The organism is Collinsella aerofaciens (assembly GCF_009876115.1).
GTDB classification, from domain to species: domain Bacteria; phylum Actinomycetota; class Coriobacteriia; order Coriobacteriales; family Coriobacteriaceae; genus Collinsella; species Collinsella aerofaciens_N.
The window spans coordinates 42,067-58,526 of record NZ_WWSY01000009.1; the positions used below are offsets into that span (position 1 = coordinate 42,067).

Consider the following 16,460-nt stretch of genomic DNA (forward strand, 5'->3'; position numbering starts at 1 on the left):
TTTAGCCCCTCAATCCAGAGAACAGAGCAAGAGCCTCGCCAAAGCCAGCATCGAGCAGAGCGATGACGACGCCGACGACGATCAGAGAAGCGCAAACGACGACCGAGTAGTTCACGAGCTCCTTCTTATCGGGCCACGTGACACGCTTCATCTCGGACTTCACCGAAGCGAAATACTTCTTGGTGCGGGCGAAGAAACCAGGCTTCTCGTTCTTCTTGGACTTCGCAGCCTTCTCGTTCTTCTTGGCAACGGCCTTCTTGGCCTCAACCTTGGAGTTGGCGGCAGCGTTGTTGGCAGGCGCCTGCTGCTGAGCCTTCTTCTTGTTCTTCTTGTTGGCCATTTGGGTTACCTCCGCGCAATGCGCTTATACATGAGTAAACCGTAAGCCCCCAATTGGGAGCTTACGGAATAATGACTGGCACGCCAGGAAGGACTCGAACCCTCAACACTCGGTTTTGGAGACCGATGCTCTACCAATTGAACTACTGGCGTATGTGACTAGAGACTAGCGAGTCTCTTTGTGCAGCGTGTGGTGACGGCACCAGGGGCAATACTTCTTGATCTCCATACGATCAGGCATGGTCGACTTGTTCTTGGTGGTCGTATAGTTGCGGCGCTTGCACTCAGTGCACGCAAGAGTAACTAGAGTACGCATGTATCCTGAACCTTTCATTTCCGCCCCGTACGGGCACGAGTTATTACTTTATCAGCTCCACGTAAGTGCTGTCAATGAAAACCTCGAGTCAATTGGTTCTCGGTGGATCCATTCATATTTGGAACACATCAATGAAGCCATCGAGAGCTAATCGACGGTGCATCCAGGACCATTATCGATCCTCTCGACACCAGCAACGGCTCAACATCCATTGCAGAAAAGAACCCGGCACCCATATAAGTGCCGGGTTCTCTAAGTCAGCTATATCAAAGAGCTAATTTACTCAATGATCGTGGAGACGATGCCCGAACCGACGGTGTGGCCACCCTCGCGGATAGCGAAGCGCAGGCCCTCCTCCATGGCGATCGGGTGGATGAGGTCGCCCTCGATGGTGATGTGGTCACCAGGCATAGCCATCTCGGTGCCCTCGGGGAGCTTGACCGTACCGGTAACGTCGGTGGTACGGAAGTAGAACTGAGGACGATAACCATCGAAGAACGGGGTGTGACGGCCGCCCTCCTCCTTGGTCAGAACGTAGATCTCACCGGTGAACTTGGTGTGCGGGGTAACCGAACCGGGCTTGCAGAGAACCTGGCCGCGCTCGATGTCCTCGCGCTTGATGCCGCGGAGCAGCAGACCGACGTTGTCGCCAGCCTCGCAGAAGTCCATGGACTTACGGAACATCTCGATACCGGTAACGACGGTGTTCTGGGTATCCTTGATGCCGACAATCTCGACGGGCTCGTTGAGCTTGAGCTCACCGCGCTCGACACGGCCGGTAGCAACGGTACCACGGCCGGAGATGGTCATAACGTCCTCAACGGCCATCAGGAACGGGAGGTCGTTGTTACGAGCAGGCGTCGGGATGTACTCGTCGACAGCGTTCATGAGCTCGCGAATGGCGTCCATCCACTTGGCGTCGCCCTCGAGAGCGCCCAGAGCGGAACCACGGATGACGGGGATGTCGTCGCCGGGGAAATCGTACTCGGAGAGGAGCTCGCGGGTCTCCATCTCGACGAGGTCGATGAGCTCGTCATCGTCGACCATGTCGCACTTGTTCAGGAAGACGACGATGTAGGGAACGCCGACCTGACGGGCGAGCAGGATGTGCTCGCGGGTCTGAGCCATGGGGCCGTCGGTAGCAGCGATGACCAGGATAGCGCCGTCCATCTGAGCAGCACCGGAGATCATGTTCTTGACGTAGTCAGCGTGGCCCGGGCAGTCAACGTGAGCGTAGTGACGGGCAGCAGTCTCGTACTCGACGTGGGAGACGGAGATCGTAATGCCGCGCTCGCGCTCCTCGGGAGCCTTGTCGATGTTCTCGAACGCAGTGAAGTCAGCCTTGCAGCCCTCGGTCTCGGAGAGAACCTTGGTGATGGCAGCGGTCAGCGTGGTCTTGCCGTGGTCGACGTGACCAATGGTGCCGATGTTAACATGCGGCTTAGTGCGCTCAAACTTCTCTTTGGCCATAAAGCCCTCCTCTAAACAGGTCGTCCCCGGACGGGACTTTGCCTTTATACCATAGTGGCCTCTCAACATACTATTGAGAAGCCACCGTGTTACCTATGGTAGCGGTGACTGGATTCGAACCAGTGACGCCACGGGTATGAACCGTGTGCTCTAACCAACTGAGCTACACCGCCGGATGGAGCCTGCAACCAGACTTGAACTGGTGACCTCTTCGTTACCAACGAAGTGCTCTACCGACTGAGCTATACAGGCACTTGACGGGTGGGAGCTATAGGATTCGAACCTATGTAGGCAGAGCCAACGGGTTTACAGCCCGTCCCCATTAACCACTCGGGCAAACTCCCAATCGTTCAAGTATCCGCAGGTTCTTTGGTCTTTTGGACCGCCGCCCCCGCGAACGAAAAAGATAATACGATGCAACCTTGGGGGCTGTCAACGAAAACCTCTAGATACACGGTTCCGGGCGTATCTATATAGCCGTGACCTGCGGTTTTGTTGAGTTTGGATGTGAAGGACAGTGGTTTTGGATACAGAGGTGACATTTCCCAAGGTAACACTTTGGCGTAGTGGAGTACACCTTCAGGATCGAACTTCGATAACAGCCTATTTGCACCTATATATAGGTCGAGATCGGGCTTCCGTGGCAGATTCGAGCGTGGATTATCTTCCGTTTGAAATCGAGCGTGGATAATCTCCCACTTTTGGCGTGTCCCCAAGGCCAAAGTGGCAGATTTTCCACGCTCGTTCGTCCGATAATCCACGCTCAGGGGGGGGCAGCCGAGCTCGACACGGCTTTTGTCTCGATCTGTAACATATAGAGAACATTTTCTCCCCTATCTGTTACAGGTCGAGATATTACGCAGAGACCTCCGCTTACGTCTCATTCTGTAACAGTAAGAACGGTTTTCAGCTTCTTCGTGTTACAGATCGAGATGTTGTCGGCCGTCCCTTGGCAATGTCTCGATCTGTAACTATAAGGAGGGTTTTCAGCCCGCCCGTGTTATAGATCGAGACAAACCTGAAGCTTGGTGGGAGTCAAACCCGCTGACATGTCAACATAAATAGAAACGGGCCTGTCCCACAAGGGAACAGAGCCCGAAACTCTCATGGAGCCAGTGACAGGAATCGAACCTGCAACCCACTGATTACAAATCAGTTGCGCTACCGTTGCGCCACACTGGCACACTTGGCGCTTTCGCGCGAAGCCTGTTAAGAATAAAGGAATTGCAGACGAGGCGCAACAGACCCTTTGACCGACCATATCTCAAAACTATTCGCCAGAACGAATAGTTTCGTCTGTTCGCCAAAACAAAAAACTATTCGTTTTGGCGATGGCAAGTCCACAATCCAATAACTACAAGCCAGTGAATTGACCAGCCGAGTAGCTGGTCTCTACAGATACTCCCCTACCGGCCACGAAGGGCCTTGAGCTTGGCCAGGGCATCGGGGCTCAGGCGACTGCCCAGAGTCATCTTGATCTGCGGAGCTTCCTCTGCCTCGTGAACGTCGTTATCGATCTGTTTGATCTCGTCCACCAGCATACGGCTCGAGATGCGCGTGACGCCCTTGCCCATGACGACGGCCTGGATCGTGCCGTCGCTCGACACCACGGAGCACGCGCGGCCTTCCTCGCGCGCCTCGATGCAGAGCTTCTGCACCACGGTATCGGCGGAGACGCCCGTCGGCGAAAACTCGATACGCACGCCACGGGCCGGCAGGTTGGGGCGCTCGCTGGAGATATTGCCCGCACCGTCGAACACGATCACGGCCTCGTAGCGGCCCTGGGCAAACGCCGCCACGTCGTTAATGAGGGCGGTGCGCGCCATATCGTGGACGTCGCTGGAATACGGATCGTCGGAATGGTCGTAGACGAGCTTTTCGTAGCGCGGCGTGCAGTGAATCACGTTGTAGCCGTCAACCACCAGTAGCTCGGGCTTATTGGAGTGCACCGTCGAGACCGGGTCGGCGATGGCCTGCGCAAACGCATTGCCGCCCACACCGTAGGTCGCGGCCGAGACAATCGGCTTGGCCGAGCCTTCGCCAAAGCGCTTGGCCTTGGACTTGGCGCGGTTCTTCTTGGACATGCGCTACTCCTCCCCCATGAGCTCGCCGGCGTTGCGGCGTAGCCACTCAAAGCACAGCGCCGTGGTCGCCTGGGCAACATTGAGGCTCTCGGTCATGCCGCGCTGGGGAAGCTTGGTCAAAAAGTCGCATTTCTCGAGCACCAGACGCGAGATGCCGTCGCCCTCGGAGCCCATGACGAGCGTCACGCGGCCCTCGAAGGGAGCATCCCAGCAACTACCTTCGGCGTGCTCGGAGGCACCGCCCACCCAAAAGCCAGCGGCCTTAAGATCGTCGAGCGCACGGGCGATGTTGGGCACCTGTGCGATAGGCAGATGCATGACGGCGCCGGCAGAGGTCTTGTAGCTGCCGACGGTCACACCGGCGGCGCGCTTGTTGGCAATGATGACGCCCGCCGCGCCCACGACCTCGGCGGAGCGCACGATGGCGCCAAAGTTACCGTCGTCGGTCACGTGGTCGAGCACGACGACGAGCGCCGGTCCGTCGCCCGCGCGGTCGAGGATATCGGCAACATCGGCATAGGGGAAATTACCCACCTCGAGCGCAATGCCCTGGTGAGCGCCATGGCTCGACAGCGCATCGAGCTGCGCGCGCGGCACATACTTAATGCGGACACCCGCGGCGTTGAGGTCATCGACCAGACGAGACAAAGCAGCATCGCGCTCCCCGCCCTCGGCGATGAGCGCGCACTTGACGGGAAAGCCGGTGCGCAGGGCCTCGGCGGCAGCACGGCGACCTTCGATAAACTCGCCCTTGGGGACCTGAATGTTGTCGCGGTTGCGATCACGCTGCGGACGGGTGGCTTGGGAGCGCTCGCGCTGCCCCCTGGGGGCAGCGGCGCGGTCATTGCGGCGAATCGGACGCGAGCCAGAAGCAGCCTGTTTGCCACCACGAGGCGCACGCTTGCGATTGTCGGCCATAAAGCGACCTCCTAAATACAACTATCAAACGAAACAAATAGACCGACCGCCCGAGGTGCGGCAGATTGCCTTGAAAGAGGAGGGCATAGACCTTGAGGTCTGCCCGACGATTGAAAGACAAGGTGCCGTGGCTCGGGCGGTCGGGTGCTTGGGAAACCCGCAGGGATTAGAGAGTCTTAATACGGGTGCCGGCGGCAGTATCCTCGATCGTCAGGCCCAGGTCCTTGAGCTGGTCGCGGATGGCGTCGGCCAGATCCCAGTTCTTGGCGGCGCGGGCCTCGGCGCGGGCCTCGAGAATCTTGGCAGCGGCCTCGTCCACATCGTCGCCCGTGTAGGCGACCAGGCCGGCGGCAACGCCTAGCAGACCCAGCGGCAGCTCGACCTTGGGCTCGGGGAGCTCAACGCCAAACGTATCGAGCAGCTCGACCAGCGTATCGGCGGCGGCAAGCGCGGCGGCCTTGTCGGCAGCGTCGCCCGTCTGCTCCAGGTACTGGTTGCACTCGGTCACAAAGCCAAAGACGGCACCCATGGCACCAGCGGTGTTAAAGTCGTCGTCCATGCACTCCTTAAAGGTGGCACGGGTCTCGGCGGCCTTGGCGGCAAACGCCTCGGATGCTGCCTCATCGGCATCGGCCGTCGCATGGTTCGCAGCCCAGCGCAGGTTCTCGACCGTACCGGCGATACGCGTGAGCGAGTTCTCGGCACCCTCCAGGCGCTCCCAAGAAAAATCGAGCGGCGAGCGATAGCTCGTCTGCAGCATCAGCAGGCGCAGGGCAGCAGCGGAGTGCTGCTCGAGGACCTCGGCCAGCGTAAAGAAGTTGCCGAGCGACTTGGACATCTTTTCACCATCGACCAGCAGCATGCCCGTGTGCATCCAGGTGTTGGAGAAGCCCTGGTGCCAGGCGCAGGTGGCCTGAGCGCACTCGTTCTCGTGATGCGGGAAGGCAAGGTCGGAGCCGCCGCCGTGGATGTCGATCGGAGTGCCCAGGTAGCGATGCACCATGGCGGCGCACTCGGTGTGCCAACCGGGACGGCCCTTGCCCCAGGGGCTCGGCCAGCTGGGCTCGCCGGGCTTGGCGGCCTTCCACAGGGCAAAGTCGAGCGGGTCGTTCTTGTCCTCGTTCTCCTCGATGCGCGCGCCAACCATAAGGTCGTCGATGTTGCGGCCCGAGACCTGACCATAGTTGGGATCGCTGCGCACGGCAAAGTACACATCGCCGTTATCGGCTGCGTAAGCGTGGCCCTGCTCGATAAGCGTCTTGATCATGGCGATCATGGGGCCGATCTCCTTGGTGGCGCGGGGGCGCACATCGGGATCGAGCACGTTGGCGGCGCGCATGACGCCGATAAACTTGTCGGAGAACTCCGTCGCGACCTCGGCGGCCGTTCGGCCCTGCTCGTTGGCGCGCTTGATGATCTTGTCATCGACATCGGTGAGGTTCTGGGCGAACGTGACCTCGTAGCCGCTCGCGATGAGCCAGCGACGAATCACGTCAAAGCTGATGAACGTGCGGGCATTGCCGATGTGGATGTTGTCGTAGACCGTGGGGCCGCACACGTACATGCGGACCTTGCCGGACTCGATGGGCTGGAACTCTTCCTTTTTATGGGTAGCGCTGTTGTAGATACGCATTCGTTACTCCTTAACGGTTTTCTGTAGCAGGCAGACGGCCCAGGCACCGATTCCCTCGCCCTGGCCTTCCCAACCGAGCTTTTCGGTCGTAGTGGCGGCGACGCCCACGTTTTCGACGTCGACGCCCAGGGCATGGGCAAGGTTGGCGCGCATGGCATCGCGGTGCGGGGTGATCTTGGGTTGCTGACAGGCAATGGTGCAATCGGCATCGACAAACTCAAAGCCAAGCTCGCGCGCATAGTCCATCACGCGAGCGAGCAGCACCATCGAATCGGCACCCTCGTAGGCGGGATCGGTGTCGGGGAATAGCTTGCCGATGTCTCCCCCGCGGCAGGCGCCCAGAATGGCGTCGGCCAAGGCGTGCGCGAGCACATCGGCATCCGAGTGGCCCAGCAGGCCGCGCTCGTAGGGGATGTCGACCCCGCCGATGATACATCGACGCCCCTCCACCAAACGGTGGACGTCGTAGCCGTGGCCAATGCGCAGGTTACTGAACATGGGGAAGGTCCTCTCCCTCGGCCATGCGACCGAGCAGAATCGCGGTTACGGGACGCAGGTCCTCGGGCACCGTCACCTTAAGGTTATCGCGCGGACTCTGGACACAGCGGACGCGCCCGCCCATGCGCTCGACCAGCGATGAATCGTCGGTACCGATAAAGCCCTCGGCGATAGCAGCGGCGTGAGCGCGCTTCATGGCGTCGACGCTAAAGATCTGCGGCGTCTGCGCGGCCCAGTACAGCTCGCGCGGCGGCGTCTCGACGATGTTGTCGCCATCGACGATTTTGAGTGTGTCGATGGCAGGCTGGCCGCACACGACACCGTCGAGGGCACGGTCGCTCACGAGCACGTCGATAGCGTGGTCGATAGCCTCGGTCGTAATGAGCGGACGGGCGCCATCGTGGATGGCGACATATTCGAAACCCGCCGGCACCGCGTGCACGCCGGCGCGGGTGGAATCCTGGCGGGTCTCGCCGGCATCGGCAAAGCTGATGGGCGTGCTATACGAATACGGGCTGATGGCCAGGCGGCGCATCTCGGCACGACGCTCGGCAGGGCAAACCACGACGATGTGGCCGACCTTATTGCTACGGTCAAATGCGCGGATGGACCAGCTCATAAGTGGACGGCCCGCTACATTGACGAGCTGCTTACCACCGGGGTTACCAAAGCGCTGGCCGCTGCCACCGGCAACGACCACGGCGCATACGGGCGCCATTATGCGTTCCCCTGTTTGGTGCCCTTCATGCGGTACAGGGAGTCCGCAAGAATGGCAGGGTTGTTGACGCCAAAGTCGCCCAGGCGCTCCGGATCTTCGCTGATGTCGTCCATGAGCTCCTGCAGCGATCCATACTCGTCGACGATCTTCTCGGCCACGCCGTCACGCACGACGGACACGCGAGAAAGCGTGCGCAGGCCCAGCGGCGTCATGACGGAGTCCTCGTCCAGGTCGTCGTAACCCAGAACCGCCGCCACATGCTGCGGGTCGGACAAGTCCTTGGGCGTCATACGGGCAAGCTCAGCGCGAATCTTCTCGGCGTTTGCCTCGGAAGAATCACTTGCGTAGTCGCGGATCATCAGGTCGTACTCGGTATCCATGCTGGAGCCCGCGAGCTGCTCGAGCTGCATCTGCACGAGCTTGCCCTGGTTGCCCAGCTTGACAATGCAATCCTTAAGCTCAGTCTTTGCCTGCTGCATGATCTCGAAACTCGAGAAAATGCCGGTGATGTCGGCGAGCGTAACGTAGTCGTCGAGTTCAAGGGCTGTCAGGCGCAGCAAGGAGCGGTCGAGCGACTGACGGGTGGTCTGAAGCGTGGCGACGAGCTGGTTGACCGAGCTCATGATGGTGGTGACAGGCTGGATCTCGTAGCTCTTACCGTGGACGTACACGTTGACGACGGCACGACGAGCCGAAACCGAGATCACGATGGCGTCGGTGAGCACCGACATGCGAGCGGCAGTACGGTGACGCATGCCCGTCTCACTCGTGGCGAGTGAGGGATCGGGATTGAGGTGGAAGTTGGCGCGCAGGATCTGGGTGAGGTCGCCATCGATAACGATAGCGCCGTCCATCTTGGAAAGCTCGAACAGGCGGTTCGAGGTAAACGAAATGTTGAGCGGGAAGCCGTCGTTACCAGCAGCGAGCACGTTTTCGGTGTCGCCGACGCAGATAAGGGCGCCCAGGTGACCAGCAATGATCATGTCGAGGGCGGTGCGAATCGGCTGACCGGGGGCAGTCAGGCGAATAGCCTGTTCCATACGCTTTTGCAGCTCGTTCTTATCCAAGGCATCGCTCCCATCGTATACGCTCCATAAACGTCAATAAGTTTCTCACGGTTTGCCCCTGTGACGCCCGCAAAATCCGATGCTTACAGAATGAGCGAACACAGCTGAGAGCCCCAATCCAAATGAGCTGCTTATGTGGTAGCATCGGGATTCGCATAAATGAGGGAGTAGTCGCGTGATCGGGTTCGCCTCCGGTGGCGCGGCAAGTCAACACACTGGCCGATGCGGCCTGGCTTGCCTTAATGAACGAGACTCGTGGCTGTGCGCGCAACGCGTACGCCACGGGTCTTTTTTGTTACTCCCCCAAGAGGTACACGCGGGCCCGCCCGCAGAGAGGGAGCCAGACTATGGGACTCGCAGAGCTCGTGTTGCTCGCCGTTGGCCTTTCGATGGACGCCTTTGCTGTTTCCATTTGCAAGGGCCTTGGCATGAAGAAGATCAACCTTAAAGTCGCCGTGGTGCTCGGCCTGTTCTTTGGCGGCTTTCAGGCCGGCATGCCCGTAATCGGATGGGCGCTCGGCAGTCAATTCATGGGCATCATCGGACCCATCGACCATTGGATCGCCTTTATCCTTTTGGCCTTCATCGGCGGCAAAATGCTGTGGGAAGCCTTTACCGAGGACGAGGATGAAGGCGACGGCAAGGATGCCGAAAAGATTGACCTGGGCGAGTACCTGATCCTCGCCATCGCCACCTCAATCGACGCCCTAGCCGTAGGCATCTCATTTGCGGCGCTCTCGGTTGACATCGTTCCCGCTGTATCGCTTATCGGCGTCACAACGTTTATCTTCTCCGTCGCCGGCGTAGCGATCGGCCACACCTTTGGCGCGCGCTACGAAAAACCTGCCACCATCGTGGGCGGCATCGTGCTCATCCTCATCGGACTTAAGATCTTGCTTGAGCATCTGGGGATTTTGGCGCTGTAACGCCAAACACAATCGCTCAAAACTCAACGCCAGTACAAGGCCTCATGCAAAGTTTTGCATGAGACCTTTTCGTGCAGACTTTTGCATGTCATACTGATATGCAAAAGTCTGCATGTTGGAGATCGCCATGGATACCCTTCCCATCACCACACCACGCCAAGCTGGCATCTATGTGCGTCAGGCACGCGAGTCGCAGGAAATCACCCGTGCGGCCCTCGCTAAAAAAGCCGGCGTTTCGGAGCGCCTGCTCGCATCGCTCGAGCTAGGAGACGCCACGGGTATTCGGCTCGACAAGTTACTGACCGTCTTTAACGCACTCGGCATAGGTCTCTTTGCGCAAAGCGATAACGACTCCATCGCATCGCCCTCCGAACATCCGACGACGATAGCGGACTTCCCTATCGCGAACTCGAATGCCCTGCCAAAGCCAAGCGTAGGCAGACGACCCGCCCGACAAGGAACGCCATCTTCCTATGGTGCCCTGCTGGCCCAAATCGCAGCCGAGCAAGGCCTTTCCGACACTTCAGACCTCTCCTTTGGCTGTAAGGTTGTGAAATAAATGGCAGAGATGGAGCTTGCGACCCTCATTTGTGGCGAAATCGCAGGCACTCTCCGGCAAGACGAGCATGGACTCTGCAGCTTTGTATACGCCCCAACCTATCGCGGAGCACCACTATCGCTTACAATGCCGCTTTCCAATCGCACGTATGGCCATAACATCGTCCGCCCGTTCCTATTTGGCCTTTTGCCCGACAGCCAAGAGCAGCGTCGCGCTATTGCCGCCGAGCATGACGTTGCATCCAACAACCCCGTCGCCCTCTTGTGCCATATCGGTCTTGACTGCGCGGGGGCCGTTCAGTTTTGTCGAACCGATCAATTAGGCGCCGCCCGCGGCAGGGTCTCGGCATACCGCCCGCTTACCAATTCTCAAATCGCTCACAAGCTCAAAGCAATTCGCGATGACGAAAGAGAGACATGGATGGGCTCCAACGAAAGCTGGTCCCTGGGCGGCAACCAAGGCAAATTTGCACTAGCTTGGCATGATGGCCAATGGTGCGAATGTCTAGGGTCATCCCCCACTACCCATATCTTCAAAAATGGTGTCGTTGGGTTCAAACATCAGGCCTTAAACGAATTCGTCTGCATGAAAACGGCTCGGCGTGTTGGCATTCCAACTGCCAACGTCTCCTATTGCACATTTGAAGACGAAGCCGCGCTCGTCGTTGAACGGTACGACAGAATGGTCAATAGCAGCGGAAATATCGAAAGGCTGCATCAGGAGGACTTTTGCCAGGCGCTCGGTGTATTGCCAAGCCAGAAATACACCGCCGACGGAGGACCAACCACGCGAGACATCCAAGAACGACTGATTAACACAGTCCCCCACCACATGAATCTTGTGCTTTTTACCTATATGTTGTTCTATAACGCCATTATCGGAGCGCCTGACGCACACGCTAAAAACTACTCGCTCATCCTAGGCAAAGGCGCAAACGCAGCGCTCGCACCCATGTACGATGTCGCATCGGGCTTGGCGTACGAGCGTATGCGCCGCCGGGCGCGCCTTGCCATGAGCGTTGGCGGCGAAAATCGAGTGGGGCGCATCGGTCCAGGCGCTATCCGCCGATACCACGGTATGGGCGACCCCGCGCTGGAGGCGGCGCTCACCGATGCCGGGCTATCCGAGAAGTTTTGCTTTGCGACCATGATGGACCTCGCCTACGAGGTGCCCATTTGCATGGAAGAGATCATGGACGAATACGCCGACCTGCCCGGCATGGCGGACCTGCGCGAGCACATGCTCGGCCCCGTCCGCGAAAACTGCCAGCGCACCCTCGACCTCATCAAGGCGGATATGGGCTAGGCGCCAATCAATCCACATTTCTTAAAAGAAGAGGGGGGCACCCGTCGCAAAAGTTCGGATGCCCCCTCTCGTAATGTCATTTGCAATCCGCTAGCACGTGGCTCGAACTGCTGCTAGCGCGACCTTTACGCAGCGAGGCGCTTGAGGACGTCGATGAGCAGCTCGTAGAAGCGCTCGGCAGAAGCGAGCTCCATGCTCTCGTCCGGGGTGTGGACATCGGAGAGCGTCGGGCCCACGGCGATGGCGTCCAGGCCGTGCAGGGCCTCGGCAAACAGGCCGCACTCAAGGCCGGCGTGAATGGACTCGATGCGCAGATCGGAGCCAAAGAGCTCGCGATAGCTCTCGACAAAGACGTCGCGGACCGGCGAATGCTCGGCATAGCTCCAGCCGGGATACTCGAACTCGAACTTGGCGTCGAAGCCCAGGACATCGGCCAGCGTCTGGAGGCGGTCCTTGAACTCGTTCTGCAGCGAGGTGATCGAGGAGCGCGGGGACAGCATGATCTTGACCTCGTCGTCAGAAGTGGCAACCACACCGATGTTGGAGGAAACCTCGACGGAGCCGTCGGTGGCGACGTTGCGGCGAATCACACCATTGGGGGCAAGACGCAGAGCGCGAATGAGGGCAAGTGCGGACTTCTCGTCCATGGCCTCGACCTCGGCGTCGTCGGCAATCTCGACGGTGCAGGTAAAGCCGGGGTCGAAGACCTCGAGCTCGGCAGTGACGTCGGCGATGATGCCCTTTGCAATCTGGGCCGCGGCCTCGGCGGCAGCGTGGTCGGCGTAGACCAGAACAGCCTTGCACTCACGGTTGATGGCGTTGTCCTTGGTGCCGCCGTTAAAGCTAACGATGGCGAGCTCGCCGGCAACCATCAGGCGGTCGATGATGCGGGCCATGATGAGGTTGCCGTTGCCGCGCTCCAGGTGGATATCGCTGCCGGAGTGACCGCCCAGCAGGCCGGAGATGTCGAGCGTGAGGGTGCTACCGGTCTTGTGCTCGCGCGCGATCGGGCAGGTGTAGGTAACGACGACGCCGCCGGCGCAGCTGACGGTGGCAACGCCCTCTTCCTCGGAGTCGAGATTAATCATGGTGCGGGCGCTAATCTGGGACTTGTCGAGCGTCTCGGCGCCGACCAGGCCAGTCTCCTCGTCGGTGGTGAATACGCACTCGAGGGCGGGGTGAACGATCGAATCGTCATCGAGAACAGTGAGCATCAGAGCGACGGCGATACCGTTGTCGGCACCCAGGGTGGTACCGTTGGCAGTGAGGACGCCGTCCTTGACGACCAAGTCGATACCGTCGGTCGTAAAGTCGTGCTCAACGGAGCCCAACTTGTCGCACACCATATCGATGTGGCCTTGCAGCATGACGGTCGGGGCATTCTCGGCGCCGGCAGATGCGGGCTTGCGAATGATGACGTTGTAGACCTCGTCCTGATACACATCGAGACCGCGCTCCTTGGCAAACGCGACCAGGAAATCGCTGATGCCCTTCTCGTTGCCAGACCCACGGGGGATCGCGCTGACCTCCTCAAAGAAATGGAACAGCTGGGCGGGCTCGTAGCCGGTAATCTTGTAGTCCATGGTGCCTCCTTGGCGCAACTGGTTAGACAGTAAGACATGCGACTTGTATATTCCCAGACTTTGCGTGCATAAACCAGTCGAAAACGCCGAGCGCCCTTGCATCATCGGCTAACGGTGGACCGCATGGCGTAACGGTCACAACTTCGCAGCTCTACAAATCGAGGCGCCCTTGGCAGAGCGCCTCGATTGCACAGATCAAATTGTCGCCACGCCCTACAGCGCGCCGGAACCGGCTTGCATCATACCGCCGGGACCCGAGGTCACACCGCCGCTCACGGGCGCGGCGTTTCCGGTGTGCGGCGCCGCCGGAGCGGTATCGCCCCCGAGTGCACCCGCCGGACGCGGCGCCGGAATCTCACCCGTGCCGTGGCTAAAGACAAACTTGCCGTCGACCACGTCGCACAGGACGGTATCGCCCTCGCCCCATTCGCCGGCCAGAAGCTCCTCGGACAGCGGGTCCTCGATAAGCTTTTGGATGGCACGGCGCAGCGGACGCGCGCCATTGGTAAGGTCGGTACCCTCGGCCACGATCTTGTCATAGGCCGCATCGGTGAGCTTGATGTTCATGCCGTTGGCAATCAGGCGCTGACGCAGGTCGTCCACCAGCAGGTGCGCGATCTTGGTCAGGTTCTCGCCCGAGAGCTTCTGGAACACCACGATGTCGTCGATACGGTTGAGCAGCTCGGGACGGAACAGGCGCTTGAGCTCGCCCATCGCACGACCCTTGATCTCACTCGAGGTGAGGCCCTGCTCGCCGGTGGTGCCAAAGCCAACGCTCGCATCCTGCGCGATCTCGCGGGCGCCCACGTTGGACGTCATGATGATCACGGTGTTGCGGAAGTCGACCGTCTTGCCCTGGCTATCAGTCAGGCGGCCCTCCTCCAGCACCTGTAGCAAGATGTTGAAGATATCAGGGTGCGCCTTCTCGATCTCGTCGAACAGCACGACCGAGTACGGGTGGCGACGAACGGCCTTGGTGAGCTGGCCGCCCTCGTCGTGACCGACGTAGCCCGGAGGGCTACCGATGAGCTTGGAGACCTCGAACTCGCTACCGAACTCGGACATGTCGAAGCTGATGAGCGCGTCCTTGCTGCCAAAGAGATACTCGGCGAGCGTCTTGGCGAGCTCGGTCTTGCCCGTGCCGGTGGGACCCAGGAAGATAAAGCTGCCGCCGGGACGACGCGGGTCCTTGAGCGGCGAGCGGCTGCGGCGCACGGCCTTGGCGACGGCCTCGACGGCCTCGTCCTGGCCGATAATGCGGGTCTTGAGCACGCTTTCGGTCTGCAGCAGGCGACGGCTCTCGCTCTCGGTGAGCGAGGAAACCGGCACGCCAGAGGTCACGGACACGATGTCGGCAATCTGACTCACGTCGATGGTGAGCGGGCTGGCGTCGAGCTCGGCGGTCCAGGCGGCCTTGGCTTCGGCGAGTTCAATCTCGGCGGCCTTCTGCTGCTCGGTGATCTCGGCGGCCTTGTTCATGTCATCGCTCTCGGTGGCCTCCTGCGCGGCGGCCTTGAGCTCCTCTATACGATGCTCGGCCTCGCGCACCGGCTCGGGCGCGCGATTCGCGGCGATGCGAGCGCGGGCACCGGCCTCGTCGATGAGGTCGATGGCCTTATCGGGCAGGAAGCGATCCTGGATGTAGCGGTTGGAAAGGTTCGCGGCGGCCTCGATAGCACCCTGCGTATAGCGCACATGGTGGTGCTCCTCGTAGCGCGGCTTGAGCGCGGTCAGGATCTTGACCGTGTCCTCGACGCTCGGCTCCTCGACATCGATGGTCTGGAAGCGACGCTCGAAGGCCGGATCCTTGGTGAGGTACTTGCGGAATTCCTCGGCCGTGGTGGCGCCGATAATCTGGAAGGCACCGCGCGCGAGTACGGGCTTGAGCATGGAGCTCGCATCGATGGAGCCCTCGGCAGAACCGGCACCGATGATGGTGTGCATCTCATCGATAAACAGGATGACGTCGTCGGCTTCGGTGGCCTCCTGGATCACGTTCTTGAGGCGCTCCTCAAACTCACCGCGATACTTGGCACCCGCGACAAGACCCGGCAGATCGAGCGTCCAGATATTCTGGTTCATAAGATTCTCGGGCACATTGCCAGCAGCAATCTGCTGCGCCAGGCCCTCGACGATAGCCGTCTTGCCCACGCCGGGATCGCCCAGGATAAGCGGATTGTTCTTGGTGCGGCGCGAAAGAATTTCCATCATACGCTGGACTTCCTTTTCGCGGCCGATCACCGGATCGAGTTCGCCGTCGCGCGCCTTTTGCGTGAGGTTGGTGGCGAACTGCTTGAGCGTGTCGGTGCCGCTCCCCTTTTGCTGAGAGGCATCCGAGCCGCTAAAGAACGGCAGGCCCGCACCGGGACGACCAGCGCCAGCGCCAGCGAGCGGACGCTTCTTGTCCTGATCCTTGGCAGTGAGCTTTTCGATGGCCTTTTTAATGGAAGCAGACGACACGCCCAGGCGCATGAGGATGTCCATGGCCATGCCGTTGCCCTCTTCGACGATGCCGATCAGCAAGTGCTCGGTCGAAACGTAGGTCTGGTTGTTCTCGCGTGCCACGCGGAAGGAGCGCTCCATCACGCTGATGACGAGCGGCGTAAAGGCGAGCTTGGCAGCCTCGGTCTCCTCGCTGGGCTCGGGAACCGTGGTCTGGACCTCTTTGAGGGTATCCATGATGTCATCATAGGAGATGTCGAGCGAACGCAGCGCCTCGGCGGCAATGCCCTCGTCCTCCTTGGCAAGCGCGAGCAGCAGGTGCTCGGTGCCCACCTTATTTGAATGAAGATCGAGCGCTTCTTGCTTGGCCATGGACATGACCTTACGCGCACGATCGGTAAAACGGTCTAACATGCTAGTTCCTCTTAGACGAGCTAGTTTTTTCAAACGCAAAGCGCCGCCCCGCGGCAGCGCTTTGGTCTCTTTACCCATATGGAGTATATGTTAACAGCTGGAGGAATATCTATAAACCCGGCTCACATGAATGCAGGTTATGACCGCATCGCGGGACTCACCGCGCGATGCGCGACGGGCGCCCCGCA

Annotated in this window: 14 protein-coding genes and 5 tRNA genes; 3 read left to right on the forward strand and 16 right to left on the reverse strand. The window is 59.9% G+C overall.

Annotation, left to right across the window (positions count from 1 at the left end; all coding sequences use genetic code 11):
* Window position 1: 1 nt before the first annotated feature.
* The 14 genes from secE to disA all read right to left on the reverse strand — a co-directional run bounded on the left by secE (window position 2) and on the right by disA (window position 9,016).
* The gene (gene secE / locus GT571_RS06170; RefSeq protein ID WP_006234983.1) at window positions 2–340 is read right to left on the reverse strand and encodes a preprotein translocase subunit SecE; all 339 of its coding nucleotides are present in this window, start codon (window positions 338–340) and stop codon (window positions 2–4) included.
* A 76-nt stretch (window positions 341–416) separates the two neighbouring features.
* Window positions 417–492: transfer RNA gene (locus GT571_RS06175), tRNA-Trp, on the reverse strand.
* 13 nt (window positions 493–505) lie between these two features.
* Window positions 506–655: a 50S ribosomal protein L33 gene (gene rpmG / locus GT571_RS06180; protein ID WP_022093895.1), complete on the reverse strand. Its 150-nt coding sequence runs from the start codon at window positions 653–655 to the stop codon at window positions 506–508.
* A 279-nt stretch (window positions 656–934) separates the two neighbouring features.
* Window positions 935–2,125, reverse strand: a complete 1,191-nt coding sequence (tuf, locus tag GT571_RS06185; protein WP_117563790.1) for an elongation factor Tu — start codon at window positions 2,123–2,125, stop codon at window positions 935–937.
* 96 nt (window positions 2,126–2,221) lie between these two features.
* A tRNA-Met gene (locus GT571_RS06190) sits at window positions 2,222–2,298 on the reverse strand.
* 3 nt (window positions 2,299–2,301) lie between these two features.
* Window positions 2,302–2,377: transfer RNA gene (locus GT571_RS06195), tRNA-Thr, on the reverse strand.
* Window positions 2,378–2,387: 10 nt separating this feature from the next.
* Window positions 2,388–2,469, reverse strand: a tRNA-Tyr gene (locus tag GT571_RS06200).
* Between the two features lie 763 nt (window positions 2,470–3,232).
* Window positions 3,233–3,307 (reverse strand) — tRNA-Thr (locus tag GT571_RS06205).
* 224 nt (window positions 3,308–3,531) lie between these two features.
* Window positions 3,532–4,209 carry an NYN domain-containing protein gene (locus GT571_RS06210; RefSeq protein WP_006234978.1) on the reverse strand — a complete coding sequence of 226 codons (678 nt, stop codon included), beginning with the start codon at window positions 4,207–4,209 and terminating at the stop codon, window positions 3,532–3,534.
* Window positions 4,210–4,212: 3 nt separating this feature from the next.
* Complete coding sequence (rlmB, locus tag GT571_RS06215; RefSeq protein ID WP_161156103.1) at window positions 4,213–5,127, reverse strand: 23S rRNA (guanosine(2251)-2'-O)-methyltransferase RlmB; 915 nt, start codon at window positions 5,125–5,127, stop codon at window positions 4,213–4,215.
* A gap of 166 nt (window positions 5,128–5,293) precedes the next feature.
* Window positions 5,294–6,760 (reverse strand): cysteine--tRNA ligase, encoded by a 1,467-nt coding sequence (cysS, locus tag GT571_RS06220; RefSeq protein ID WP_161156105.1) that lies wholly within the window; start codon window positions 6,758–6,760, stop codon window positions 5,294–5,296.
* A gap of 3 nt (window positions 6,761–6,763) precedes the next feature.
* Window positions 6,764–7,258, reverse strand: a complete 495-nt coding sequence (ispF, locus tag GT571_RS06225) for a 2-C-methyl-D-erythritol 2,4-cyclodiphosphate synthase (RefSeq protein WP_006234975.1) — start codon at window positions 7,256–7,258, stop codon at window positions 6,764–6,766.
* Window positions 7,248–7,976: a 2-C-methyl-D-erythritol 4-phosphate cytidylyltransferase gene (ispD, locus tag GT571_RS06230; RefSeq protein ID WP_117655051.1), complete on the reverse strand. Its 729-nt coding sequence runs from the start codon at window positions 7,974–7,976 to the stop codon at window positions 7,248–7,250. Before ispD ends, ispF begins: the two co-directional genes overlap by 11 nt.
* Window positions 7,976–9,016: a DNA integrity scanning diadenylate cyclase DisA gene (disA, locus tag GT571_RS06235; RefSeq protein WP_006234973.1), complete on the reverse strand. Its 1,041-nt coding sequence runs from the start codon at window positions 9,014–9,016 to the stop codon at window positions 7,976–7,978. Before disA ends, ispD begins: the two co-directional genes overlap by 1 nt.
* A gap of 374 nt (window positions 9,017–9,390) precedes the next feature.
* On the opposite strand from disA, the gene GT571_RS06240 reads away from it, so the two are divergent.
* The 3 genes from GT571_RS06240 (at window position 9,391) to GT571_RS06250 (ending at window position 11,833) form a co-directional block, all read left to right on the forward strand.
* On the forward strand, window positions 9,391–9,969 hold the full coding sequence (locus GT571_RS06240; protein WP_118094805.1) for a manganese efflux pump MntP: 579 nt from the start codon (window positions 9,391–9,393) through the stop codon (window positions 9,967–9,969).
* Between the two features lie 127 nt (window positions 9,970–10,096).
* Complete coding sequence (locus GT571_RS06245) at window positions 10,097–10,528, forward strand: helix-turn-helix domain-containing protein (protein ID WP_158567717.1); 432 nt, start codon at window positions 10,097–10,099, stop codon at window positions 10,526–10,528.
* A complete protein-coding gene (locus GT571_RS06250) occupies window positions 10,529–11,833 on the forward strand; it encodes a type II toxin-antitoxin system HipA family toxin (protein ID WP_161156107.1) in 1,305 nt (434 codons plus the stop codon). It begins immediately after the preceding gene.
* Window positions 11,834–11,958: 125 nt separating this feature from the next.
* Here GT571_RS06250 and GT571_RS06255 read toward each other — a convergent pair whose 3' ends face one another.
* Both GT571_RS06255 and GT571_RS06260 read right to left on the reverse strand, forming a co-directional pair.
* Complete coding sequence (locus GT571_RS06255; protein ID WP_161156109.1) at window positions 11,959–13,416, reverse strand: aminoacyl-histidine dipeptidase; 1,458 nt, start codon at window positions 13,414–13,416, stop codon at window positions 11,959–11,961.
* A 213-nt stretch (window positions 13,417–13,629) separates the two neighbouring features.
* The gene (locus tag GT571_RS06260) at window positions 13,630–16,272 is read right to left on the reverse strand and encodes an ATP-dependent Clp protease ATP-binding subunit (RefSeq protein WP_161156111.1); all 2,643 of its coding nucleotides are present in this window, start codon (window positions 16,270–16,272) and stop codon (window positions 13,630–13,632) included.
* Window positions 16,273–16,460 lie beyond the last annotated feature (188 nt).

Coding starts and splice junctions, on each gene's coding strand:
- secE (WP_006234983.1), bottom strand. CDS start 340: ATGGCCAACAAGAAGAACAAGAAGAAGGCTCAGCAGCAGGCGCCTGCC.
- rpmG (WP_022093895.1), bottom strand. CDS start 655: ATGCGTACTCTAGTTACTCTTGCGTGCACTGAGTGCAAGCGCCGCAAC.
- tuf (WP_117563790.1), bottom strand. CDS start 2,125: ATGGCCAAAGAGAAGTTTGAGCGCACTAAGCCGCATGTTAACATCGGC.
- GT571_RS06210 (WP_006234978.1), bottom strand. CDS start 4,209: ATGTCCAAGAAGAACCGCGCCAAGTCCAAGGCCAAGCGCTTTGGCGAA.
- rlmB (WP_161156103.1), bottom strand. CDS start 5,127: ATGGCCGACAATCGCAAGCGTGCGCCTCGTGGTGGCAAACAGGCTGCT.
- cysS (WP_161156105.1), bottom strand. CDS start 6,760: ATGCGTATCTACAACAGCGCTACCCATAAAAAGGAAGAGTTCCAGCCC.
- ispF (WP_006234975.1), bottom strand. CDS start 7,258: ATGTTCAGTAACCTGCGCATTGGCCACGGCTACGACGTCCACCGTTTG.
- ispD (WP_117655051.1), bottom strand. CDS start 7,976: ATGGCGCCCGTATGCGCCGTGGTCGTTGCCGGTGGCAGCGGCCAGCGC.
- disA (WP_006234973.1), bottom strand. CDS start 9,016: ATGGAACAGGCTATTCGCCTGACTGCCCCCGGTCAGCCGATTCGCACC.
- GT571_RS06240 (WP_118094805.1), top strand. CDS start 9,391: ATGGGACTCGCAGAGCTCGTGTTGCTCGCCGTTGGCCTTTCGATGGAC.
- GT571_RS06245 (WP_158567717.1), top strand. CDS start 10,097: ATGGATACCCTTCCCATCACCACACCACGCCAAGCTGGCATCTATGTG.
- GT571_RS06250 (WP_161156107.1), top strand. CDS start 10,529: ATGGCAGAGATGGAGCTTGCGACCCTCATTTGTGGCGAAATCGCAGGC.
- GT571_RS06255 (WP_161156109.1), bottom strand. CDS start 13,416: ATGGACTACAAGATTACCGGCTACGAGCCCGCCCAGCTGTTCCATTTC.
- GT571_RS06260 (WP_161156111.1), bottom strand. CDS start 16,272: ATGTTAGACCGTTTTACCGATCGTGCGCGTAAGGTCATGTCCATGGCC.